The sequence below is a fragment of the Pseudomonas sp. HMSC066A08 genome (assembly GCF_001813025.1).
GTDB classification, from domain to species: Bacteria; Pseudomonadota; Gammaproteobacteria; order Pseudomonadales; family Pseudomonadaceae; genus Pseudomonas; species Pseudomonas aeruginosa.
This window is the reverse complement of the sequence record NZ_KV811348.1, coordinates 70,401-93,077: the sequence shown is the minus strand read 5'-3', so window position 1 is coordinate 93,077 and position 22,677 is coordinate 70,401. Positions and strand designations below refer to the sequence as shown.

The 22,677-nt window shown below is 67.1% G+C and carries 20 protein-coding genes and 2 tRNA genes; 15 read left to right on the top strand and 7 right to left on the bottom strand.

Annotation, left to right across the window (positions count from 1 at the left end; genetic code table 11):
* The first annotated feature begins 5 nt into the window (after positions 1-5).
* Both HMPREF2886_RS24235 and HMPREF2886_RS24230 read left to right on the top strand, forming a co-directional pair.
* A complete protein-coding gene (locus HMPREF2886_RS24235) occupies positions 6-428 on the top strand; it encodes a hypothetical protein (protein WP_003091617.1) in 423 nt (140 codons plus the stop codon).
* Positions 425-754 (top strand): YnfA family protein, encoded by a 330-nt coding sequence (locus HMPREF2886_RS24230; protein ID WP_003091616.1) that lies wholly within the window; start codon positions 425-427, stop codon positions 752-754. The genes HMPREF2886_RS24235 and HMPREF2886_RS24230 overlap by 4 nt, the downstream gene beginning before the upstream one ends.
* A 78-nt stretch (positions 755-832) precedes the next feature.
* Here HMPREF2886_RS24230 and HMPREF2886_RS24225 read toward each other — a convergent pair whose 3' ends face one another.
* The gene (locus tag HMPREF2886_RS24225; RefSeq protein ID WP_003091615.1) at positions 833-1,120 is read right to left on the bottom strand and encodes a hypothetical protein; all 288 of its coding nucleotides are present in this window, start codon (positions 1,118-1,120) and stop codon (positions 833-835) included.
* Positions 1,121-1,286: 166 nt separating this feature from the next.
* On the opposite strand from HMPREF2886_RS24225, the gene HMPREF2886_RS24220 reads away from it, so the two are divergent.
* Together HMPREF2886_RS24220 and HMPREF2886_RS24215 are read left to right on the top strand one after the other, a co-directional pair.
* Entirely contained in the window at positions 1,287-1,670 is a 384-nt protein-coding gene (locus HMPREF2886_RS24220) for a hypothetical protein (protein ID WP_042168016.1), read from the top strand.
* A 68-nt stretch (positions 1,671-1,738) separates the two neighbouring features.
* A complete protein-coding gene (locus HMPREF2886_RS24215) occupies positions 1,739-6,085 on the top strand; it encodes a DEAD/DEAH box helicase (RefSeq protein ID WP_070748533.1) in 4,347 nt (1,448 codons plus the stop codon).
* 7 nt (positions 6,086-6,092) lie between these two features.
* Here the strand turns inward: HMPREF2886_RS24215 and HMPREF2886_RS24210 are convergent, their stop codons facing one another.
* A complete protein-coding gene (locus tag HMPREF2886_RS24210) occupies positions 6,093-9,572 on the bottom strand; it encodes a PAS domain-containing hybrid sensor histidine kinase/response regulator (RefSeq protein WP_003117605.1) in 3,480 nt (1,159 codons plus the stop codon).
* A gap of 266 nt (positions 9,573-9,838) precedes the next feature.
* Here HMPREF2886_RS24210 and HMPREF2886_RS24205 point away from each other — a divergent pair, with 266 nt between their 5' ends.
* The 4 genes from HMPREF2886_RS24205 (at position 9,839) to HMPREF2886_RS24190 (ending at position 15,658) form a co-directional block, all read left to right on the top strand.
* A complete protein-coding gene (locus HMPREF2886_RS24205) occupies positions 9,839-10,426 on the top strand; it encodes a GNAT family N-acetyltransferase (protein WP_003119682.1) in 588 nt (195 codons plus the stop codon).
* A gap of 66 nt (positions 10,427-10,492) precedes the next feature.
* Positions 10,493-11,347 (top strand): AraC family transcriptional regulator, encoded by an 855-nt coding sequence (locus HMPREF2886_RS24200; protein WP_070748531.1) that lies wholly within the window; start codon positions 10,493-10,495, stop codon positions 11,345-11,347.
* Between the two features lie 96 nt (positions 11,348-11,443).
* A complete protein-coding gene (locus tag HMPREF2886_RS24195; RefSeq protein ID WP_070748529.1) occupies positions 11,444-13,609 on the top strand; it encodes a TonB-dependent receptor family protein in 2,166 nt (721 codons plus the stop codon).
* A 174-nt stretch (positions 13,610-13,783) separates the two neighbouring features.
* Positions 13,784-15,658 carry an MFS transporter gene (locus HMPREF2886_RS24190; RefSeq protein WP_070748527.1) on the top strand — a complete coding sequence of 625 codons (1,875 nt, stop codon included), beginning with the start codon at positions 13,784-13,786 and terminating at the stop codon, positions 15,656-15,658.
* 60 nt (positions 15,659-15,718) lie between these two features.
* Here HMPREF2886_RS24190 and HMPREF2886_RS24185 read toward each other — a convergent pair whose 3' ends face one another.
* From HMPREF2886_RS24185 to rdgC, 4 genes are all read right to left on the bottom strand, one after another.
* Positions 15,719-15,928: a cold-shock protein gene (locus tag HMPREF2886_RS24185; protein WP_003091604.1), complete on the bottom strand. Its 210-nt coding sequence runs from the start codon at positions 15,926-15,928 to the stop codon at positions 15,719-15,721.
* A gap of 214 nt (positions 15,929-16,142) precedes the next feature.
* Positions 16,143-16,457, bottom strand: coding sequence for a quaternary ammonium compound efflux SMR transporter SugE (gene sugE / locus HMPREF2886_RS24180; protein ID WP_003091603.1), 315 nt, complete (start codon positions 16,455-16,457; stop codon positions 16,143-16,145).
* Positions 16,458-16,596: 139 nt separating this feature from the next.
* A complete protein-coding gene (locus HMPREF2886_RS24175) occupies positions 16,597-17,532 on the bottom strand; it encodes a bile acid:sodium symporter family protein (protein ID WP_070748525.1) in 936 nt (311 codons plus the stop codon).
* Positions 17,533-17,618: 86 nt separating this feature from the next.
* Positions 17,619-18,539 (bottom strand): recombination-associated protein RdgC, encoded by a 921-nt coding sequence (rdgC, locus tag HMPREF2886_RS24170; protein ID WP_003091601.1) that lies wholly within the window; start codon positions 18,537-18,539, stop codon positions 17,619-17,621.
* A gap of 164 nt (positions 18,540-18,703) precedes the next feature.
* On the opposite strand from rdgC, the gene HMPREF2886_RS24165 reads away from it, so the two are divergent.
* The 4 genes from HMPREF2886_RS24165 (at position 18,704) to HMPREF2886_RS24150 (ending at position 20,691) form a co-directional block, all read left to right on the top strand.
* Positions 18,704-18,779 (top strand) — tRNA-Val (locus HMPREF2886_RS24165).
* Positions 18,780-18,795: 16 nt separating this feature from the next.
* Positions 18,796-18,872, top strand: a tRNA-Asp gene (locus HMPREF2886_RS24160).
* A gap of 256 nt (positions 18,873-19,128) precedes the next feature.
* On the top strand, positions 19,129-19,890 hold the full coding sequence (locus HMPREF2886_RS24155; RefSeq protein WP_003091600.1) for a BamJ family beta-barrel-assembly machinery protein: 762 nt from the start codon (positions 19,129-19,131) through the stop codon (positions 19,888-19,890).
* Positions 19,891-20,259: 369 nt separating this feature from the next.
* A complete protein-coding gene (locus tag HMPREF2886_RS24150; RefSeq protein ID WP_033971690.1) occupies positions 20,260-20,691 on the top strand; it encodes a YkvA family protein in 432 nt (143 codons plus the stop codon).
* Here the strand turns inward: HMPREF2886_RS24150 and HMPREF2886_RS24145 are convergent.
* Positions 20,679-21,425, bottom strand: a complete 747-nt coding sequence (locus HMPREF2886_RS24145; protein WP_033971689.1) for a substrate-binding periplasmic protein — start codon at positions 21,423-21,425, stop codon at positions 20,679-20,681. The two genes, HMPREF2886_RS24150 and HMPREF2886_RS24145, sit on opposite strands and share 13 nt — an antisense overlap.
* 103 nt (positions 21,426-21,528) lie before the next feature.
* Here HMPREF2886_RS24145 and HMPREF2886_RS24140 point away from each other — a divergent pair, with 103 nt between their 5' ends.
* The 3 genes from HMPREF2886_RS24140 to HMPREF2886_RS24130 are packed head-to-tail and all read left to right on the top strand — an operon-like array spanning position 21,529 to position 22,677.
* On the top strand, positions 21,529-21,840 hold the full coding sequence (locus tag HMPREF2886_RS24140; RefSeq protein ID WP_003114792.1) for a helix-turn-helix domain-containing protein: 312 nt from the start codon (positions 21,529-21,531) through the stop codon (positions 21,838-21,840).
* A gap of 2 nt (positions 21,841-21,842) precedes the next feature.
* The gene (locus HMPREF2886_RS24135; protein ID WP_003114793.1) at positions 21,843-22,208 is read left to right on the top strand and encodes a hypothetical protein; all 366 of its coding nucleotides are present in this window, start codon (positions 21,843-21,845) and stop codon (positions 22,206-22,208) included.
* A complete protein-coding gene (locus HMPREF2886_RS24130) occupies positions 22,198-22,677 on the top strand; it encodes a tetratricopeptide repeat protein (protein WP_033971688.1) in 480 nt (159 codons plus the stop codon). Before HMPREF2886_RS24135 ends, HMPREF2886_RS24130 begins: the two co-directional genes overlap by 11 nt.

Genomic DNA, 22,677 nt, shown 5'->3' with positions numbered 1-22,677 from the left:
CCCCTGTGGAGTCTGAATCCATCGTCTATGGCTGCATCCGCGACTGGCCGGGCGATTCGATGGAGCGGCGCATGCGTCGTGCCGCCAACCGCCGCGTGCTGGACAGCCTGCCGGGCGGCGAGGCCTGGCCGTTCCTCGGACGCGAGATGTTCAGCCGCTGCGAGCAGTCCGGGGCCGGGCTCTACCAGACCCAGATCATCCACTTCGGTGCCAGCTACCAGGCCATCGAATACGAATGGAGCCTGTGGGTCGAGCAGTTCGAGGCGTTGCTCAGGCGCCTCTACTGGGCCAGCGCGGTGGTCCACCTGGAGACCGAAGTGAACGGCAGCCATACCTTTCGCTGGGAGTCCGAGCGTGGCTTCCATACCCCCCAGGAGAGCGACCTGCAGGTCCGCTGCGCCTGGGAGCGGGAGGGCGGGCGGCGGTGATCAACTACCTCTGGTTCGTCCTCGCGGCGTTCTGCGAGATCGCCGGCTGCTACGCCTTCTATCTCTGGCTGCGGCTGGGCAAGAGCGCCCTGTGGGTGCTGCCCGGCCTGCTCAGCCTGACCCTGTTCGCCTTGCTGCTGACCCGCGTGGAGGCCAGCTACGCCGGCCGCGCCTATGCCGCCTATGGCGGCATCTACGTCGCCGCGTCGCTGTTCTGGCTGGCTTTCGTCGAGCGCTCGCGGCCGCTATGGAGCGACTGGCTGGGCGTGGCCTTGTGCGTGGTCGGTGCCAGCGTCGTGCTGTTCGGCCCGCGCCTGTCGCAGTGACTCAGGCGGGGTGGGCGGCGCGCCCGTCACGGGCGCCGGACCCCGCCGTCCCGGGCCGCCGCACCCCGAACCGGCGGATCACTGCGAAGTGTTGCGCTGCACGTCGCCTTTTTCCTGATCCAGTTCCTTGAGCATCTGCGCGTAGGCATCGCAATCGCTCGGCCGGTTCTGTTCCGAGCGGGCTTCCTGGCGCTGGCGCAACTGCTCGTTGAGTTCCCTGGCCCGCTGCGGGTTCTTCTGGGTGATCGAGGCGACCTTGGTGGCGACTTCCTTGCCCATCTTTTCCGCCTCCGCTTCGGAACAGGCGAAGACCGGCGTGGCGACCAGCAAGGCGCAGGCGCTGGCGAGGGCGAAAAGCGGTTTCATGGCGTACTCCTGTGGGGTGGTCCTGAGCGGTGGAGCCCGGTCGAACCGACAAAGTTCAGCCGCAACGCCGGACGGCGACCGATTCGAACCCTCGCGGCGGGTTGCGGGTCGCACGCATAGAGAGGGTGCGAAGGACCCTCGTCGCTTATGCCGCAGGAGGTGTGCCATGACTCACGATTGGGATCTGGTCGAACGGTTGCTGCTGGAGGTCCGGCAGTCCGCCCACGAGAACTTCGCCCCGCGCGCCCATGCCGAACGCCTGGCCGAGGAACGCTCCCAGGCCGGGCAGCGGGTCGGTGACATGGATGCGTTGAAGCAGAAGGCCGCCGACTACGAGGCGATCCTGCTGGAGGGCGGCTTCATCGAGCCGCGTCCGGAGGAGCAGGGCGGCAATGGCGAGAACTTCGTCCTCACGCCGCGCGGCGAGCGCCTGCTCGGCCTGATCGGCGGCGAGACGCCGAAGGCCGCCGAGGCTCGCCGGCTGCTCGAGGAGAACGGCAGCCAAGCGCTGCACGCCGAGCGCTTCGATCGTTTCGTCGCCGGGCTCTGAAACTGCGCCCGACGGGCGATCGGCGGGGCTTGTGAGTCGCCCGCGGCGCCACCATAGTGCGGAGCATGATGCCTATTTCATCCTCTTCCGCCCGCCGCGCCGAGCCGGCTCCGCGGCCCCTGGCGGAGTTCCATCCCGCCGTCCGCCAGTGGTTCGAACGCCACTTCGCCGCGCCCACGCCGGCCCAGGTCGAGGCCTGGCCGGCGATCCGCGAGGGGCTTTCGACCCTGGTCGCCGCGCCCACCGGTTCGGGCAAGACCCTGACCGCCTTCCTCGCCGCCATCGATGCCCTGGTGGTAGAGGGGCTGGCCGCCGACGGCGAGCTGGCGGATGCCACCCAGGTGGTCTATGTCTCGCCGCTGAAAGCGCTGTCCAACGACATCCGCATCAACCTGGAGCAACCGCTGGCCGGCATCCGCGAGGAACTGGCGCGTCTCGGCCTGCCCGACGTCGATATCCGTAGCGCGGTGCGCACCGGCGATACGCCGCAGGTCGAACGCGGAGCGATGCGCAAGCGCCCGCCGCACATCCTGGTCACCACGCCCGAATCGCTGTACATCCTGCTCGGCTCGGAGTCGGGCCGGCAGATGCTCGCCGGGGTGCGCAGCGTGATCGTCGACGAGATCCATGCCCTGGCCGGCAGCAAGCGCGGCAGCCACCTGGCGCTGTCGCTGGAGCGCCTGCAAGCGCTGTGTCCGCGACCGCTGCTGCGGATCGGGCTGTCCGCCACGCAGAAGCCGATCGAGAAGGTCGCGCGCTTCCTCGTCGGCGCCAGCGGCAATCCGCGCGATCCGGCCTGCCGGATCGTCGACATCGGCTATACGCGCCCACGCGACCTCGGCATCGAGGTACCGCCGGTGGCGCTGGAAGCGGTGATGTCCAACGACACCTGGGAGCTGGTCTACGACCGCCTGGCGCGTCTGGCCTGCGAGCACCGCACCACCCTGGTGTTCGTCAACACCCGGCGCATGGCCGAGCGGGTCACCCGCTTCCTCGCCGAACGTCTCGGCAGCCGCCAGGTGGCGGCCCACCACGGCAGCCTGGCCAAGGAGCTGCGCCTGGATGCCGAGCAGCGCCTCAAGGCCGGGCAATTGAAGGTACTGGTGGCGACCGCCTCGCTGGAGCTGGGCATCGATATCGGCGACGTCGAGCTGGTCTGCCAGTTGTCGTCGCCGCGCTCCATCGCCGCCTTCCTGCAGCGGGTCGGGCGCTCCGGGCACAGCGTCGGCGGCACCCCCAAGGGCCGGTTGTTCCCGACCTCCCGCGACGACCTGGTGGAATGCGCGGCGCTGCTCGACAGCGTGCGCCGTGGCGAGCTGGACAGCCTGGTGCTGCCGCGCCAGCCGCTGGACGTGCTGGCGCAGCAGATCGTCGCCGAAGTGGCCTGCCAGGAGTGGCGCGAGGACGACCTCTATCGCCTGGTGATCCGCGCCGAGCCCTACGCCGGGCTGGAGCGCGAACGCTTCGACGAAGTCCTGCGGATGCTCGCCGAGGGCTACCACTCACGCCTCGGCGTGCGCGGCGCCTATCTCCATCGCGATGCGCTCAACGGCCTGCTCCGTGGCCGCCGTGGCGCGCGTCTGACCGCGCTGACCTCGGGCGGGACCATTCCCGATACCGGCGACTACAGCGTGCTGCTGGAGCCGCAGGGCCTGCTGGTGGGGACGGTCAACGAAGATTTCGCGGTGGAGAGCCTGGCCGGCGACGTGTTCCAGCTGGGCAACGCCTCGTACCGTATCATCCGCATCGAGCCGGGACGGGTGCGGGTCGAGGACGCCCAGGGCCAGCCGCCGAACATTCCGTTCTGGCTGGGCGAGGCGCCGGGGCGCAGCGGCGAGCTGTCGGCCAGCGTGGCGCGCCTGCGCGACACCCTCGACGAGCTGCTCGGCGAAGGCCAGGCATTGCCGGAAGGGCAGCGGCTGGAGCCAGCCATCGCCTGGCTCGGCGCCACCCTCGGGCTGGACGATGGCGCCGCGCGGCAGATCGTCGAGTACCTGGCCCGCGCCCGCCAGGCCCTGGGTGGCCTGCCCGGGAGCCGGCGGCTGGTGATGGAGCGCTTCTTCGACGAATCCGGCGGCATGCAACTGATCATCCACAGTCCCCACGGCAGCCGCCTCAACCGCGCCTGGGGCCTGGCGCTGCGCAAGCGTTTCTGCCGCAGCTTCAACTTCGAGCTGCAGGCGGCGGCCACCGAGGACGCGATCATCCTCTCGCTGTCCACCAGCCACAGCTTTCCCCTCGACGAGGTCTGGCGCTACCTGCATTCGGCGAGCGCCGAGCACCTGTTGGTACAGGCCGTGCTCGACGCGCCGCTGTTCGGCGTGCGCTGGCGCTGGAACCTGACCACCTCGCTCGGTTTGCCGCGCTATGCCGGCGGTCGCAAGGTGCCGCCGCAACTGCTGCGGATGAAGAGCGAGGATCTGCTGGCCAGCGTGTTCCCCGACCAGGTGGCGTGCCTGGAGAATATCGTCGGCGAGCGCGAGGTGCCCGATCACCCGCTGGTGGCGCAGACCCTCGACGACTGCCTGCACGAGGCGATGGATTGCGACGGCTGGCTGGCCCTGCTGCGCGACATGGAGAGCGGCGCGGTGGACTTGCTGGCGCGCGACCTGCCGGCGCCTTCGGCGTTGGCGGCGGAGATACTGACCGCGCGTCCCTACGCCTATCTCGACGATGCGCCGCTGGAGGAGCGGCGTACCCAGGCGGTACAGAATCGCCGCTGGAGCGATCCCGAGTCCGCCGACGACCTCGGCGCCCTGGACCTTGAGGCGATCGAGGCGGTGCGTGGCGAGGCCTGGCCGGAAGCGCGCAACGCCGACGAGATGCATGAGGCGCTGAACAGCCTGGGCTTCCTCACCTCGGGCGAGGCCGAGGCCAATCCGGGTTGGGGGGGATGGCTTGCGCAATTGTCGGAGCAACGCCGCGCCGGACGCCTGGACTGCGCAGGCAGTACTCTCTGGCTAGCGGCGGAGCGCCTGCCGGCGATGCGCCTGGTGCATCCCGCGGCGAAGGTGCCCGACGCTTTCCAGGCGCCTCGCGGCTATCCGCCGCCGGACTCGGCGGAAGCGGCGACCGTGGAGCTGACCCGCGCCCGCCTGGGTGGCTTCGGGCCACGCACGGCCGGGCAGTTGGCGGCCGACCTGGGCATCGGCCTGGCCGACCAGTTGTACGCCTTGGCCGCCCTGGAGCGGGAGGGCTATGTGCTGCGTGGCCGCTTCAGTCCTGGCGCGACGGAAGAGGAGTGGTGCGAACGCCATCTGCTGGCGCGCATCCATCGCTATACGGTGAGGCGCCTGCGCCGGGAAATCGAGCCGGTGGAGCGCGCCGATTTCATGCGTTTCCTGTTCGACTGGCAGCGCCTGGCGCCGGGCACCCGTGGCCGGGGTGCGGAGTCCCTGGCTACTGTGGTCGAGCAGTTGGAAGGCTTCCAGGCCGCGGCGGCCGCCTGGGAAAGCGAACTGCTGGCAGCGCGGGTGGCCGACTACGCCAGCCATTGGCTGGACCAGCTGTGTCGTTCCGGACGCATCGTCTGGGCGCGCCTGGCCGGACGCAGCAAGGCCGCCGGCGGTCCGCTGCGCAGCGCGCCGATCGTGCTCCTGCCGCGCCGTGAGCTGGGGCTCTGGAGCGTCCTGCAGCGCGACGCGCCGGAGCCGGAACTGTCGCCGCGCGCGGCCAGGGTACTGGAGGTACTGCGCGAGCAGGGTGCATCGTTCTTCGACGAACTGAGCCAGGACGCCCACCTGCTGCGCAGCGAGCTGGAGAACGCCCTCGGCGAGCTGGTCTCGGTCGGCCGGGTCAACGCCGACAGCTTCGCCGGGCTGCGTACCCTGCTGATGCCGGCGGACAAGCGCAGCCGCCAGGAGCGCCGCTCGCGCGGTCTGCCGGGCGGCATGCAGGACGCCGGGCGCTGGGCGCCGCTGCGCCGGGCGAAGGCGGAAGAGGCGGGGCAGCGTTTGCCGACGGAGGTCCTCGAACATGTCGCCCGGACCTTGCTGCGGCGCTATGGGGTGGTCGCCTGGCGCCTGCTGGAGCGCGAGGCCGACTGGCTGCCGCCGTGGCGCGAGCTGCTGCGCGTCTACCATCGCCTGGAAGCGCGCGGCGAGATTCGCGGCGGGCGCTTCATCGCCGGCCTGGCCGGTGAGCAGTTCGCCTTGGCGGAAGCGGTCGGCCTGTTGCGCGAGGTGCGCAAGCGACCGCCGGATGGAGCGATGCTGGTGGTGTCGGCGGTCGATCCGTTGAACCTGGTCGGCGGCCTGCTACCCGGCGAACGGGTGCCGGCGGTGACCGGCAACCGCCTGCTCTATCGAGACGGAGCGCCGCTGGCGGCGCTGGTAGCCGGCAAGGTGCGGATGCTCGCGGAAGTCGACGGCGAGACCGCGCAGCAGATCCGTGCGCTGCTGATCCGCCGTCACTGAGGCCCGCTCAGCGCAGGCTCAGATGGCGGCTGAGCAGGGCCCGCAACGCGGCCGGCTTGACCGGCTTGGACAGGTAGTCGAGGCCGGCGGCGTGGATCTCCGCCACCAGTTCCGGCCGCGCGTCGGCGCTGATCACCACGCCCGGCACCGGTTCGCCCAGGCGCGTGCGCAGCCAGGCCATCAGTTGCGTACCGGTCTCGCCGTCGTCCAGGTGATAGTCGATCAACGCCAGTTGCGGGCGCATCTCGCTGTCCAGCAGCGTGGCGCATTCCTCGCGGCTGCGCGCGGTCCAGACCTGGCAGCCCCAGCGGCTGAGCAGGCTGTTCATGCCGGCGAGGATGCTGTCCTCGTTGTCCACGCAGAGCACCTGGGCGCCGTTCAACGCCTGCGCCGGTTCGGCCTTGTGGCCGTTGGCCAGGGCCGGCGGCGCCTGCCGCGCCAGCGGTACGCGGACGCTGAAGACGCTGCCCTTGCCCGGCCAGGAACGTACTTCCAGCGGATGGCCGAGGACCTTGCAGAGCCGGTCGGCGATCGCCAGGCCGAGACCGAGGCCTTTCTCCGCGCGGGTCTGGTGGCTGTCCAGGCGCTTGAACTCTTCGAAGATGACTTTCTGCTTGTCCGGTGGGATGCCCGGCCCCTGGTCCCAGACTTCCAGGCGCAGGTAGCCGTCCTCGCGGCGCACGCCGAGCAGCACGTGGCCCTTGGCGTAGCGGAAAGCGTTGGTCAGGAAGTTCTGCAGGATGCGCCGCAGCAGCTTGATGTCGCTGTCCACCCGCAGTTGGCTGCCGCGCAGGCGGAAATGCAGGCCCTGTTCCTGGGCCAGCGCCTTGAACTCGACGCCGAGGGCATCGTAGAGGTTGTTCAGCGGGAACGGGTTGCGTTCGGCGCTGACCCGGCCGCTTTCCAGGCGCGAGATGTCCAGCAGGTCGGTGATCAGGTCCTCGGCGGAACGTAGCGACGAGTCGAGGTGCTGCACCAGGTCGCGGACCTCGCCGGGCAGCGCGTCCTGGTGGGCGAGGGCGGCGGAGAACAGCCGCGCGGCGTTCAGCGGCTGCATCAGGTCGTGGCTGACGGCGGCGAGGAAGCGGGTCTTCGACTGGTTGGCGGCCTCGGCGTTGCTCTTCGCCTCGCTGAGTTCCTGGTTCAACTGCGAGAGTTCCTGGGTACGCTCCTGGACCCGTTGTTCCAGCGACTCGTTGGCGCCCTTGAGGCCCTGTTCGGCCTCGCGGTAGGCGGTGATATCGGTGAAGCTCATGACGAAGCCGCCGCCGGGCATCGGGTTGCCGATCAGCTCGATGACCCGGCCGTTGGGGAACAGCCGCTCGGAGGTGTGCGGAGTGCCCTGGCGCATCCAGTACAGGCGCTTGGCCACGTGCATGTCCGGATCGCCGGGCCCGCACAGACCGCGATCGGCGTTGTAGCGGATGATGTCGGCGATCGGCCGGCCGACGTAGATCAGCCCGTCCGGGTACTCGAACAGCTCCAGGTAGCGGTGGTTCCAGGCCACCAGCCGCAGCGACTGGTCGACCACGCTGATGCCCTGGGTGATGTTCTCGATCGCGCCCTGCAGCAGGGCGCGGTTGAATTGCAGCACCTCGGAGGCTTCGTCGGCGATCCGCACCACGTCCTCCACCTGCATCTCGCGCCCTTCGATGGCGGCCTTCACCACCGCCCGCGCCGAGGACGCGCCGAGGACCCCGGCGAGCAGGCGCTCGGTGTGCGCGATCCACTCGTTGTTGGCGGTCTGGTTCGGGGTGAAGCCCTTGCCCTGGCGGTAGGCGAAGCGGATGAAGCTTTGCCGCGCGCGTTCCTCGCCGACGAAACGCGCGGCGAGCATCAGCAGGTCTTCCACCTGCACCGCGAGCATGAAACGCGAGTTCTGCCGCTGGGAAATCTCCTGGCCGATGAAGCGGCTGGCCTGCCAGTGCTCGGACACGCGGGTGCGCGAGAGCACCGAGACCAGGCCGAACAGGGCGAAGTTGCCGACCAGCGAGATCAGCACGCCCTGGGTCAGCGGCTCGATCGGCAGGCCGAAGGGATTGCTTGCCAGCCAGGTCAGGCCGGGGATGCGCTCCAGCGGCCAGCCGAGGCCCTTGGCCACCACCGGCAGGACCAGCGTATAGGCCCACAGCAGCGAGCCGGCGGCGAGGCCGGCGAAGACCCCGCGGCGGTTGGCCTGTTTCCAGTACAGCGCGCCGATCATGGCCGGGCCGAGCTGAGCGATGGCGGCGAAGGCGATCTGGCCGATGGTCGCCAGGCTGGCGCTGGAGCCGAGCAGGCGGTAGGCCACGTAGGCGAGCAGCAGGATCACTGCGATGCTCACCCTGCGCACGGTCAGCAGCCAGTGACGGAAGGCCTCGAAGGGCCGTTCGGTGTCCTTTTCCCGGCGTCGCAGCAGCCACGGCAGGAGCATGTCGTTGGAGACCATGGTCGACAGCGCCACGCTGGCGACGATGACCATTCCGGTGGCGGCCGAGGCGCCGCCGATGAATGCCAGCAGGGCCAGCGCCGGGTGCGCCTCGGCCAGCGGCAGGCTGATGACGAAGGAGTCCGGCATTACCCCGGCGGGCAGGTGCAACTGGCCGGCGAGGGCGATCGGCACCACGAACAACGCGGCCAGCACCAGGTAGATAGGGAACACCCAGCGCGCCAGGTTGAGGTCGCGCGGCTCGATGTTCTCCACCACGGTGACGTGGAATTGCCGCGGCAGGCACATGATCGCGGTCATTGCCACGCCGGTCTGCAGCAGCATCGCCGGCCAGTGCACGGTCTCTTCCCAGTAGTCCGCCAACTGCGGCGCGGCGCGGGCCTGGGAGAAGAGATCGGCGAAGCCGTCGTAGAGGCCGAAGGTGACGAAGATGCCCACGGCGAGGAAGGCGGTGAGCTTGACCAGCGACTCGAAGGCGATGGCCAGGACCATGCCGCGGTGGTGTTCGGTGACATCCAGGCTGCGGGTACCGAAGACGATGGTGAACAGCGCCAGCACCAGCGACACGATCAGCGCCGTGTCCTGGGCGCGGGTTCCGGTGGAGTCGGCGCCGGAGCCGATCAGCAGGTTCACCCCGAGGACGATGCCTTTCAGTTGCAGGGCGATGTAGGGCAGCACGCCGACCATGCAGATCAGCGCCACCACCACCGCCAGCGCCTGCGACTTGCCGTAGCGGGCGGCGATGAAGTCGGCGATGGAGGTGATGTTCTCCTGCTTGCTGATCATGATCATCTTCTGCAGCACCCAGGGCGCGAACAGCATCAGCAGCACCGGTCCGAGGTAGATCGGCAGGAACGACCAGAGCTGGTCGGTGGCCTGGCCGACCGCGCCGAAGAAGGTCCAGCTGGTGCAGTACACTGCCAGGGAGAGGCTGTAGACCCAGGCGCGCAGGCGGGGTGAGAGCGGGGTGCGGCGACGGTCGCCATAGAAGGCGATGGCGAACAGGATGGCCATGTAGACCAGGGCGACCACGGCGATCAGCCCGATGGACAGCGACATGCGAACTCCGATGATGTCCCCCGCGTGAAGCTGGCGTGAGGCGGGGGTCTTGCTTTCGCGCCAGTTTCGCACTTGTCGGCCCGCGCGTCAGGCCGCCTGCGACCAAGGTCGCACGCATGCTTGAGCCGGACGCGCGGAGTTGGTAGCGTGCCGGGCTGCGTGAGCGCGGACGGCCCCGGCGGCCGGCTGTCCGTTCATCGTAGCCGGTTTCGGCTGCGGCACTAAACGCGGCCGCTACGCTCTGATGGGAGCGGAGTTTTGCGTCGATGTCGAGGAGGGCGCCCATGTTCAAGCCGCTACCGATCACCCTGCAGCGCGGAGCCTTGCGTCTCGAGCCGCTGGTGGAAGCGGACATTCCCGAGCTGGTGAGCCTCGCCGAAGCCAACCGCGAGGCGCTGCAGTACATGGACGGACCGACGCGGCCGGACTGGTACCGCCAGAGCCTCGCCGAGCAGCGCGAGGGCAGGGCGTTGCCGCTCGCCGTCCGCCTCGGCGTGCAACTGGTCGGGACCACGCGCTTCGCCGAATTCCTTCCCGCATTGCCGGCCTGCGAGATCGGCTGGACCTGGCTCGACCAGGCCCAGCACGGCAGCGGCCTGAACCGCATGATCAAGTACCTGATGCTCAAGCATGCCTTCGACAACCTGCGCATGGTCCGCGTGCAGCTCAGCACGGCGGCGAGCAACCTGCGCGCCCAGGGCGCCATCGACAAGCTCGGCGCGCAGCGCGAGGGCGTGCTGCGCAACCACCGGCGGCTGGCCGGCGGGCGGCTAGACGACACCTTCGTCTACAGCATCACCGACCACGAATGGCCGCAGGTCAAGGCGGCGCTGGAAGCCAGCTTCACCGGCTGAAGCCGGTTCCGTCGCTCCTACGGTATGCTGGGCGGCCCGTCCGGACGGGCGAACGAGGAGACGGCAGTGCCGGACGAGACGAGCGGAGAACACACGCATTTCTGGCGCGCCGCCGAACTGGGCGGCGTCGAACTGCTGCACGCGCGCTATGTGGAGCAGCGCTTCGCGCCGCATGTGCACAGCAGCTTCGCCCTGGTCATCATCGAGCAGGGCGCGCAGCGCTTCCGCCATCGTGGCGGCGAGCACCTGGCCCCGCTGGGCAGCATGGTGCTGATCAACCCCGACGAAGTGCACACCGGCTCCAAGGCCCATGATGCCGGTTGGCTCTATCGCGGCTACTACCCGGAAATGGAGCAGATCGACGGGATTCTCGACGAGTTGGAAATCCATCATGGCGGCGTGCCGCGTTTCGCCGACAGCGTGATCCACGACCAGCCCCTGGCGCGCGCCTTCGTCCACTTGCACCGCCTGCTGGCCGAGCATGCCGGCAGCCTGGAAACCCAGACCCGCTGGCGCGAGACGATGCTCGCCCTGTTCCGTCGCCACTCCCGCCTGCCAGAAGCGCCGAAGGCCGGGCAGGAGCCGTTGGCGGTGGCCCGCGCCCGCGAACTGCTGGCGGCGCGGTTGCTCGATCCGCCTTCACTGGAGGAACTGGCGGCGGCGGTCAATCTATCCCCCTTCCATTTTGCCCGGGTCTTCCGTCGCGCCACCGGCATGCCGCCCCACGCCTGGCTCAGGCAGCGCCGCCTGGAGCAGGCCAGGGCACTGCTCAAGAGCGGCCGGGCGCCGCTGGAGGTGGCTCTGGAGCTGGGCTTCGCCGACCAGAGCCACCTCGGTCGCCAGTTCAAGCAGGCCTACGGCGTGGCACCGGGTGAATACCGCTCGGCCTGCGCGCGCTCGTCCTTGACGACATACGAATAAGTCAAGCTCACATTTGCAAATCATTTGTATTTACGTTCTTTACGATTTGCCGTAATTTTGCGCCCCACTTTTTCCTGCGTCCCTGGGGGAGCCTCGATGTCGTCCGTGAGTTCGTTGTCGCGCCTGGCCGTCGCCATCGCGCTGGGTGTGTCCATGCAGGCGGCGCAGGCCGAAGAGGAAGCCAAGGAACTGGGCACGGTCACCGTGGTCGGCGACTGGCTGGGCGAAGCCGACCAGGCGGTGGTGCAGAACCATCCCGGCGCGCGTAGCGTGGTGCGTCGTCGGGAAATGCTCGAGACCGGTGCGCAGAACGTCCGCGACGTGCTGCGCAAGGTGCCCGGCGTGCAAGTGCAGGACAACAACGGTACCGGCGGCAGCGACATCTCCCTGAACGTCGGGGTGCGTGGCCTGACTTCGCGCCTGTCGCCGCGCTCTACGGTGATGATCGACGGCGTGCCGGCGGCGGTGGCGCCCTACGGCCAGCCGCAGCTGTCGATGATGCCGCTGTCCATCGGCAACCTGGAAAGCACCGACGTCGTGCGCGGCGCCGGCTCGGTGCGCTACGGCCCGCAGAACGTCGGCGGGGTGATCAACTTCGTGACCCGGGCGATTCCGGAGAAGTTCTCCGGCGAAATCGGCACCACCATCGAGCATGCCGGCCACGGCGGCTGGAAGAAGCTCAACCAGGCGTTCCTCGGCGGGACCGCCGACAACGGCCTGGGCGTGGCGCTGCTGTATTCCGGGGTGAAGGGCGCCGACTACCGCGACGGCAACAACGACAACGATATCGACGACGTGCTGCTCAAGACCCATTGGCAGCTCAGCGACAGCGACCAGTTGGCGGCCAACTTCCACTACTACGACGCCTACGCCGATATGCCGGGCGGCCTGACCCAGGCGCAGTACGACGACGATCCCTTCCAGTCGGTGCGCGACTGGGACAATTTCCGTGGTCGGCGCAAGGACTTCTCGCTGAAGTACACCCGCCAGGTCGACGACCTCACCCAGTTCGAGGTGCTCACCTACTACAGCGACAGTTTCCGCGGCAGTAGCATCGCCGCGCGCAACCTCAGGACCATTACCTCGTACCCGCGCGACTACCATGTGTTCGCGGTGGAGCCGCGGGTCTCGCGGATATTCTTCGCCGGCCCGACCACCCAGGAGGTCGGCTTCGGCTACCGCTACCTGAAGGAAGCGATGAACGAGCGCGCCAGCCAACTGGCCCTGGTCGACAATGTGCCGACTGTGCGTCCCGGCTCGGACGGCCATACCTACCAGGACCGTACCGGCGGTACCGAGGCCAGCGCCTTCTACATCGACGACAAGATCGATGTCGGCAACTGGACCATCACCCCCGGCATCCGCTTCGAGAAGATCGACAGCGACTGGCGCGACCGCCCGGTGCTCGGCCTGAACGGCAGGCTGGTGCAGGAGAAGAAGCGCAGCAAGGACTACAACGAACCGCTGCCGGCGCTGAGCCTGATGTATCACTTGAGCGACGAGTGGAAGCTGTTCGCCAACTACTCCGAATCGTTCGGCAGCCTGCAGTACTTCCAGCTCGGCCAGGGCGGCAGCGGCAACGATACCGCCGCCGGCCTGGAGCCGGAGAAGGCCAAGACCTACGAACTGGGCACGCGCTACGACAACGGCAGCTGGGGCGGCGAGATCACGCTGTTCTACATCGACTTCGACGACGAGCTGCAGTACGTCAGCAACGACGTCGGCTGGACCAACCTCGGCGCCACCAAGCACCAGGGCATCGAGACTTCCGGCCACTATGACTTCGCCGCTCTCGATCCGCGCCTGGACGGCCTGTCGGTCTACGGCAGCCTCACCTATACCCGTGCCACCTACGAAGGTGACATTCCCTCCTTCAAGGGGCGCGACCTGCCGCTCTACTCGCGCCAGGTGGCCACCGCCGGGGTGCGCTACGAGGTCGACCGCTGGACCTACAACCTCGACGCCTTCGCCCAGTCCATGCAGCGTGCGCCAGGGCTGAGCACCGACAGCCAGGGCAACTTCACCCACAACTACATCACCGAGCCCAGCGCCGACGGCCAGTACGGCGACATTCCCGGCTACGTGACCTGGAATGCCCGCGTCGGCTACGACTTCGGCCCGCAGGCGTCGAACCTGAAGCTCGGACTCGGGGTGAAGAACCTGTTCGACAAGCAGTATTTCACCCGCTCCAGCGACAACAATTCGGGAATCTACGTGGGTCAGCCGCGGACGCTGTTCATGCAGGCCAGCGTCGGTTTCTGAATATTCGGATGCGACTTGGCGCATCGTCCGACGACAGGCGTCCTGCGGTAACGCGGACGCCTGTTCTATGATGGGCGCGGAATTTCCATCGGAACGCTGTGGCCTGATCCGCGGTCCATGCAGTCCAATCGATGACGGGCTTCCTTTCGGCGGCCACGCAAGGTAACAAGGACGATGACCCAACATTCGCAATTCGCCCTGCTGGGCAAGCGGCGTTTCCTGCCGTTCTTCATCACCCAGCTGCTCGGTGCCTTCAACGACAACATCTTCAAGCAGTCGCTGATCCTCGCCATCCTCTATCACCTCAGCGTCAGCGGCGACCGCAGCCTGCTGGTCAACCTCTGCGCGCTGCTGTTCATCCTGCCGTTCTTCCTGTTCTCGGCACTGGGCGGACAGTTCGGCGAGAAGTACAACAAGGACGCGCTGATGCGCGCGCTGAAGCTGGCCGAGGTAGGCATCATGCTGGTCGGCGGAGCCGGCTTCGTCTTCGGCAGCCTGCCGCTGATGTTCGTCGCGCTGTTCGCCATGGGCACCCACTCGGCGCTATTTGGCCCGGTCAAGTATTCGATCCTGCCCCAGCACCTGCACGAGGACGAACTGGTCGGCGGCAACGCGCTGGTGGAGATGGGCACCTTCCTGGCGATCCTGGCCGGCACCATCGGCGCCGGCGTGCTGATGTCCCATGCGCATTACGCGGCGGCGGTGGCCACCGCGGTGGTGCTGGTGGCCGCCTGCGGCTACCTGGCCAGCCGCGGCATTCCGCGAGCGGCGGCGGCGCTGCCGGGGCTGAAACTCGACTGGAACATCTTCGCCCAGTCCTGGAGCATCCTCCGCCTGGGGCTCGGCCAGCGCCCGGCGGTCTCGCGCTCGCTGGTGGGCAACTCCTGGTTCTGGTTCCTCGGCGCGGTCTACCTGACGCAGATCCCGACCTTCGCCAAGGAATGGCTGCACGGCGACGAAAGCGTGGTGACCCTGATCCTCACCGTGTTCTCGGTGGGCATCGCGCTGGGCTCGATGCTGTGCGAGAAGCTTTCCGGTCGCAAGGTGGAGATCGGCCTGGTGCCGTTCGGCTCGATCGGCCTGACCGTCTTCGGCATCCTCCTCTGGTGGCACGCCGGCGGCATTCCCCCAGGCGAGGCGCCCTACGACTGGCTGGCGGTGCTGCGCCACCATGAGACCTGGTCGGTGCTGGCCGACATCCTGTTCATCGGCATTTTCGGCGGCTTCTATATCGTACCGCTGTACGCCCTGATCCAGGCGCGCACCGACGAGGACAAGCGGGCCCGGGTGATCGCCGCCAACAACATCCTCAACGCCCTGTTCATGGTCGCCGCTGCGCTGGCCTCGATCCTCTTCCTCAGCGTCGCCAAGCTGTCGATCCCGCAGCTGTTCCTCGCCCTGTCGCTGATGAACGTCGCGGTGAACGTGTACATCTTCAAGATCGTCCCGGAATTCACCATGCGCTTCCTGGTCTGGCTGCTCAGCCACACCATGTACCGGGTCCGGCATGTGAACCTGGAGGCGATCCCGGACGAGGGGGCGGCGGTGCTGGTGTGCAACCACGTCTCGTACGTGGACGCGCTGCTGATCGCCGGCTCGATCCGGCGGCCGGTGCGTTTCGTCATGTACTACAGGATCTTCTCGCTGCCGGTGCTCAACTTCGTCTTCCGCACCGCCGGCGCGGTGCCTATAGCGGCACGCCACGAGGACGAAGGGATCTACGAACGCGCCTTCCAGCGCATCGCCGACTACCTGAGGGACGGGGAGCTGGTGTGCATCTTCCCTGAAGGCAAGCTGACCGCCGACGGCGAGATGAACGAGTTCCGCGCCGGGATCGAGCGGATCATCGAGGAAACCCCGGTTCCGGTGATCCCCATGGCGCTGCAGGGCCTGTGGGGCAGCTTCTTCAGCCGCGACCCGAACAAGGGCTTCTTCCGCCGCCTGTGGTCGCGGGTAAGCCTGGTGGCCGGCGAATCGGTGGCGCCGGAGGCGGTGGAGCGTCTCGACCTGCAGGCGCGGGTGACGAGCTTGCGCGGCGAAGCTCGCTGATCGATCCGCAGAAACGAAAAAGCCCCGGCGATGCCGGGGCTTTTTTTCGCGAACTACAAGTTAGATAACTTGTACTTCGTCGGCTTGCAGGCCTTTCTGGCCGTTGACGACCACGAAGGAAACCTTCTGGCCTTCCTGCAGGCTCTTGAAGCCGGTGCCCTGGATGGAACGGAAGTGAACGAACAGGTCGTTACCGCTTTCCGGGGTGATGAAGCCGAAGCCTTTGGCGTCGTTGAACCATTTTACGGTGCCGTTCTGACGATTCGACATGGTGTAACTCCTGAAACAAAGTTGATTGCGGCGACGGGAATATCCGAGCCGGTAGGTACTGAGTTGCAAAGAGTACGAGGAGCCGAGGCGATGAGCGGACCGAGATCTACCACACCAGGTCACGATTCACTGTGACCCAAGCAAGCACAGTGGTCGCAGAGTACGCGATAAAACTGCGGAAAGCGATACCCCTCCGAGCATATTCGATGGATGTCTAATGGCTCAGCTTGAGGCCGACCAGTCCGCAGACGATCAGCGCGACGCTGGCCAGGCGCAGCAATGCCATGGATTCGCCGAACAGGACGATCCCGGCGATTACCGTGCCGACCGCGCCGACCCCGGTCCAGACGGCATAGGCGGTGCCCAGCGGCAGGTGCTTCATGGCCAGGCCGAGCAGGCCCAGGCTGACCAGCATGGCGAGCGCCGTGAGGACCGTGGGAAGCGGCTTGCTGAAGCCTTCGGTGTATTTCAGACCAACGGCCCAGCCCACTTCGAACAGGCCGGCGAAAAACAGGATGATCCAGGACATGGTGACCTCCGGGGAAAGGGGTGGCGGGGCCGTCCCCATTCGGTCACCGGCCAGAGGCGGGTGGGGAGGTCGTCCTCACTGCGTGCGGTATTTTGCATGGTTCATCGGTCGGGACAAGGCTTCCCGACCGGGATCCAGCTTAACGCGGAGTATCATCCATGCGCCGGAACAGGGCGGCCAGCAGCGAACCGGAGAGATTGTGCCAGACGCTGAACAGGGCGCTGGGCACTGCTGCCAGGGGCGAAAAATGGGCGTTGGCCAGCGCCGCGCCGAGCCCCGAGTTCTGCATGCCGACTTCGATGGCCAGGGCCTTGCGCTGCGCCAGCGGCATGCCGGTCAGCTTGCCGGTGAGATAGCCGAGCAACAGGCCGAAGCCGTTGTGCAGCATCACCACGGCCATGATCAGCAGACCGGACTCGGCGATCCGCGCCTGGCTGGCGGCCACCACCGCGGCGATGATCACCACGATGCTGAATACCGAGACCAGCGGCAGCACCTCCGCCACCTGTCGGGTGCGCTCGCCGAGCAGGCGCTGTGCCAGCAGGCCGAGGGCGACGGGCACCAGCACCACCTGGAGGATCGACAGGAACATCGCCGCGAACGACACCGGCAGCCAGGCCGAGGCCAGCAGCCAGACCAGCGCCGGCGTGGCCAGCGGGGCGAGCAGGGTGGTCACCGAGGTGATCGCCACCGACAGGGCGACATCGCCACGGGACAGCCAGGTCATCACGTTGGAAGCGGTGCCGCCGGGGCAGCAGCCGACCAGGATCACGCCCACCGCGATCTCCGCCGGCAACTGCAACAGGCGGCAGAGCAGCCAGGCCAGGCCGGGCATGATGACGAACTGGGCCAGCACGCCGATCAGCACCCGTATGGGGTGCCGGGCGACCTCGCGGAAGTCTTCGCCCTTGAGCGTCAGGCCCATGCCGAACATCACCAGGCCGAGCAGTGGCGCGATGGCTGCGGTGAGCGGGAGGAACCAGGCAGGTCGGAAGAAGGCGAGGATGGCGAACAGCAGGACCCAGAACGGGAAGCTGGCGCTGACGAAGCGGCTCAGGGCGGTCAGGGCACGCATGGGCTTTCCTTGTTATTGGACGGCCGCCAGTCTGCCATGCCGGGCGCGACTCTCCCAGCGGCGGGCGCCGCCGGGAGAGTGGGGCGTCAGACGCCCTGGGGGATTTCTTCGCCGCCGAGGGCCTCGAAGAGCGCCGGAAGGAATTCGGCGAAGGTCAGCATCATCAGGGTGAAGCTGGCATCGAGCTGGCCGAGGGCGTCTTCGCCGCCGTCCTTTTCCGCCTGCTCCTGCAGCAGGTCTTCGAAGCGCAGGCGCTTGACCGCCAGCTTGTCGTCGAGGACGAAGGACAGCTTGTCCGACCAGGCCAGGGACAACTGGGTGACCAGCTTGCCGGCGGTGAGATGCAGCTGGATTTCCTCGCTGGTCAGGTCCTGGCGCTTGCAGCGGACCACGCCGCCGTCCTCGTGGGTGTCGCGCAGCTCGCATTCGTCGAGCACGTGGAAGTCGCCGGCGGCTTCCTGGGTCTTGACCCAGTCGGTGAGGGTCGCGGTCGGCGCGACCTTCACGCTCAGCGGGCGTACCGGCAGGGAGCCGAGCGCTTCGCGCAGCGTCGAGAGCAGGTCTTCGGCCTTCTTCGCGCTGGCCGAGTCGACCAGGATCAGGCCGAGGCTCGGCGCGATCGCGGCGAAGGTGCTGGAGCGGCGGATGAAGGCGCGCGGCAGCAGGGTCTGGACGATCTCGTCCTTCAACTGGTCGCGTTCCTTCTTGTAGACCTTGCGCATCTGCTGGGCTTCGATCTCGTCGACCTTTTCCTTCAGTGCGTCACGCACGACGCTACCCGGCAGGATGCGCTCTTCCTTGCGTGCCGAGATCAGGAAGAAGTCCTGGCTGACGTGTACCAGCGGTGCGTCCGGGCCTTTGCCGAACGGCGCGGTAAAGCCATAGGTGGTCAGCTCCTGGCTGGCGCAGGGGCGGGCGGGTTTTTCGCCGAGGGCTTTCTCGAGGGAATCGGCATCCAGTTGCAGATCCTGGGTGAGGCGGTAGACGAGCAGATTGCGGAACCACATGGGGTCGTTCTCTCCGGGCACAAAGGACCCATTATTCCGCCGCTGGCGGCTCAGGCCAACCCCGGTCCGTCGCTAACTCCTTGGAACGGCAGAAAATTTTTTTCATCGAGGGGCTTGCCAGGGGCCGAATCGCTCCGTAGAATGCGCCCCACTTCGAGAGTGAAGGGTGATTAGCTCAGCTGGGAGAGCATCTGCCTTACAAGCAGAGGGTCGGCGGTTCGATCCCGTCATCACCCACCAATCTCGCAAGTTACGCGCAGCGGTAGTTCAGTCGGTTAGAATACCGGCCTGTCACGCCGGGGGTCGCGGGTTCGAGTCCCGTCCGCTGCGCCATTTCCTTCCTTCGCTGTATCTCTTGCGCTTCCTTTCCGCTCCATAATCCGACGTTTTTCGACGATTCCTTTCCGCTGTTCTTCTGTCCTCGTTCCTCGCGTTCGTTCTGCTATCTCCTTCATTTTTCGAAAAGTTCGTCCTTGAACTTATCCGCGCGCACCTGTTCCTATTGCCCATAGCCACTGGTCGCGACAGCCTGCTAAGCTCGCGGCTTCATCGAATATGCCCGAGCGGCGAACAGATTAAAGGACTCAGCATGAAACAACATCGGTTGGCAGCAGCGATCGCACTGGTCGGTCTGGTTCTCTCCGGCTGCGATTCGCAGACCAACGTTGAGTTGAAGACCCCGGCGCAGAAAGCTTCCTATGGTATCGGCCTGAACATGGGCAAGAGCCTGTCCCAGGAAGGCATGGACGACCTGGATTCGAAAGCCGTCGCCAAGGGCATCGAAGACGCCCTCGGCAAGAAGAAGCAGCAGCTCACCGATGAAGAGCTGACCGAAGCCTTCGCCTTCCTGCAGAAACGTGCCGAGGAGCGCATGGCCGCCATTGGCGACGAAAACGCCAAGGCCGGCAAGAAATTCCTCGAGGAAAACGGCAAGCGCGACGGCGTGACCACCACCGCTTCCGGCCTCCAGTACGAAATCGTGAAGAAGGCCGATGGTCCGCAACCGAAGGCCACCGACGTGGTGACCGTCCACTACGAAGGCCGCCTGACCGATGGCACCGTCTTCGACAGCTCCATCGAGCGCGGCAGTCCGATCGACCTGCCGGTCAGCGGCGTGATCCCGGGTTGGGTCGAAGCCCTGCAACTGATGCACGTCGGCGAGAAGATCAAGCTGTACATCCCCAGCGAGCTGGCCTACGGCGCGCAGAGCCCGAGTCCGGCGATCCCGGCCAACTCGGTACTGGTCTTCGACATGGAACTGCTCGGCATCAAGGATCCGTCCAAGCCGGACGCGGAGCCCGAGGCCGGTGCGGCAGCGCAGCCCGAAGCCAAGGCGGACGCGAAGAAGTAATTCTTCCGCCGCGATGCATGAAACGCCCCGTCCATGACGGGGCGTTTTCATTTGCGGGTTCGGCTGAACCCAGGCGCTGCCGCGAGGGTCTGAAAACAGGTCGAGGGCACGGCCGGTGTTACCCTTATGCACACATTTGTCGCACGTCGACCCGACCTACGGTATTGACCTCGGGTTGTCCGTTGCGCTAGGTCAAATCCTTGATTTTCAATGCTTTTAGAGCATTGTCTAAAAAGTGTCCGATCTGTCGGAAAGCCTGTAGCGACGGGCTTCTCGCCGACGGAAGGGGGGGCTGTTCACAAGGTTATCCACAGTATGCGTGGATAACCCGGAGAGCCTCGGCGGCAAGCGCTTGAGCGAGGTGGAAGGATGGATGCACCACGAGGATTCAGTCGTTACCTGGGGATCGCGGAACGTTTCCTGGCCCGTGGCCGGGTGCCCGCCTTGTTGATTGCGGTAGCACGCAAGCGCTCGCGCCTGAAGCTGGTGAAGGGCGACTTGCGCCTGCTGCAGGAACTGCTGGTGGCCTGGGTGCGCGGCGAATACCGCGGACTCAGCCGCCAGGCATTGCTCTCGGTGATCGCGGCGCTGGCCTATTTCCTTTCGCCGGTGGATATCGTTCCCGACTTCATCTTCGGTGTCGGCCTGCTCGACGATCTCGCCGTCCTGGCCTGGGTAGTGCGTCGCTGGCAGTCCGAGCTGGATGCCTTCAAGGTCTGGCGCGACGCCCAGGGCGTCGAGACGCAGCAGGCGTTGCGAGAGCTGCCGGCTCCCAGGGCGGAGCGCGTTCAGGGTTCCTGAGGCGCTCGCAGGCTGTTTTCCAGCAGGCGCTCGATGCTACCGTCCCTGACCATCTCATCGAGCACCCGGTCCATACTTTCGACGGGGACCGGCAGTTGTCCGCCATAGATGCAGTGCATCCGATAGCTCTGCAGTACCAGCGGACTGACGCTCAGGCCCAGCTCGGGATGCTGGCGCGTCAGGTAGAGCAGCGGGCGGCGCATGTCCACCGCGGCGTCCAGGCGCGAACGCTTGAGCATCTGCACGCGACTGGCCAGGTCGCGGGTATCTTCGCGGCGAATTTCCCCGGCAGCGAAGGCCTGCATGAGATCGTCCGCGTAGACATAGCCTAGACTTGTACCCAGGGTCTTGCCGCGCAGCTCGGCGAAGTCGCGGATCGCCGGACGGTCGTCGCGCTGCAGCAGGACGTCCTGCTCTTCGAAGAGGGCGGGAGACCAATGGTAGCGTTCGGGTTTGCTATCCCATCCGGGGTTGGAGTTGCAGATCACGTGAATATGTCCGCTGGCCATGAAGCCGTCGATCCTTCGGTTCGGCGTTTCCACGAAACGCAGCGACAGTCCCAGCCGCTGCGCGACCCGCTCCCCCAACTGGCGGGTGAAGCCGCCTCGCAGCTGGTGATCGACGATGTCCACGTAGGGCATGCCGTCGGCGGGGCTGAAGCCCCAGCGCAGCTCGCCGGCGAAGGCCTGTCCGACTCCCAGCAGGATGCACAAACCAAGACTTCTCCGGCGCACCCGTGGGCTCCTCCACCAGGCAGACTGTGTGACCAGGGCAGCAGTATAGCCAGTCCGCAGCGGCGCGGTGCCTGATAAGATGGCGGCTTGCAAGGAGACCGACATGAATGTCCAAGTGATCACGCGAGACGGCGAGGCGGAATACGCGGTGTTGCCCTGGGCCGAATACCAGGCGTTGCTGGCCGCAGCCGGTCGCCCGGCCGCCAGTGTCGCGGTGGAGACGACCGCGCCGGCGCCGCCTTCCGCGAGCCTGCTGGAGCGCCGCGAGGCGCGCGGCCTGAGCCTGGAACAGGTGGCCCGGGAGGTCGGTATCAGTCCTTCCTACATGGCGATGATCGAACGCGGCGAACGCGAGGCCAGCGAGGCCATCCTGTTCGCCCTGGAGCGTGTGCTGGGCAAAGCGACGGGGGCCTGACCTTGAGTGTGCTGATCAGCCGTAAACACTGGGATAGCCTGCTGCTGGAAATCGAGGATGCACGTCGCCAGCGTCACCTGCTCACCTACCGGGCGCTGATCGAGCGCCTGCAATTGCCGACTCCGGCGATGACCACCCTCACCGCGGCTCTCGAGCACCTGGCATCTCTGGATGCGCGCTCGGGGCGTCCGTTGCGCAGTTCGCTGGTCATCAGCCAGGGCGCAAGCCGTTTGCCGCGCACCGGTTTCTTCGAGTGCGTGGAGCGCCTCGGGCGTTTTTCCGGTCCGCCGGACGGCCCGGCCGCGGCTGGCTGGCATGCGGCGGAAGTGGTCCGTGTCTTCGAATTCGAGTATCCCGATGAACTCTGAATGGATCTGGCGCCTGCGCGCCCGCCTCGGTTACGGCGTGGCCCGGCAGTTGCTGGGCTGGCCCTGGCTGGTCAAGCAGCCGCGAGCCTGGCAATGGATGCAGGGGCAGTTCTCGCGCATGGCCAACCTCGGACACCGCGACGCCCAGGCGTTCTACGGTCACCTGCTGCTGTTCCGTGGACAGGGCTTCGGCGCGCGCGACGAGGGCCTGCGCCTGCTGCGCCTGGCTGCCAGCGCGGGCGATGGGAAAGCGGCCTACCAGCTCGGCGTGCAGGCGCTCAAGGGCGACAGCCGGCAAGCGCCCGACGCGCTGGCAGCCAGCCGCCACTGGGCGCAAGCGGCAGAGGCGGGCCACCCGCTGGCGGCGCGCAAGCTGGCGGAACTCTACCGCGATGGAGGCCCGGGCCTGGCGCCGGACAGCGAGCGCGCCGAGCACTATGCGCAACGGGCGTCCGCGCTCGGTCTCTAG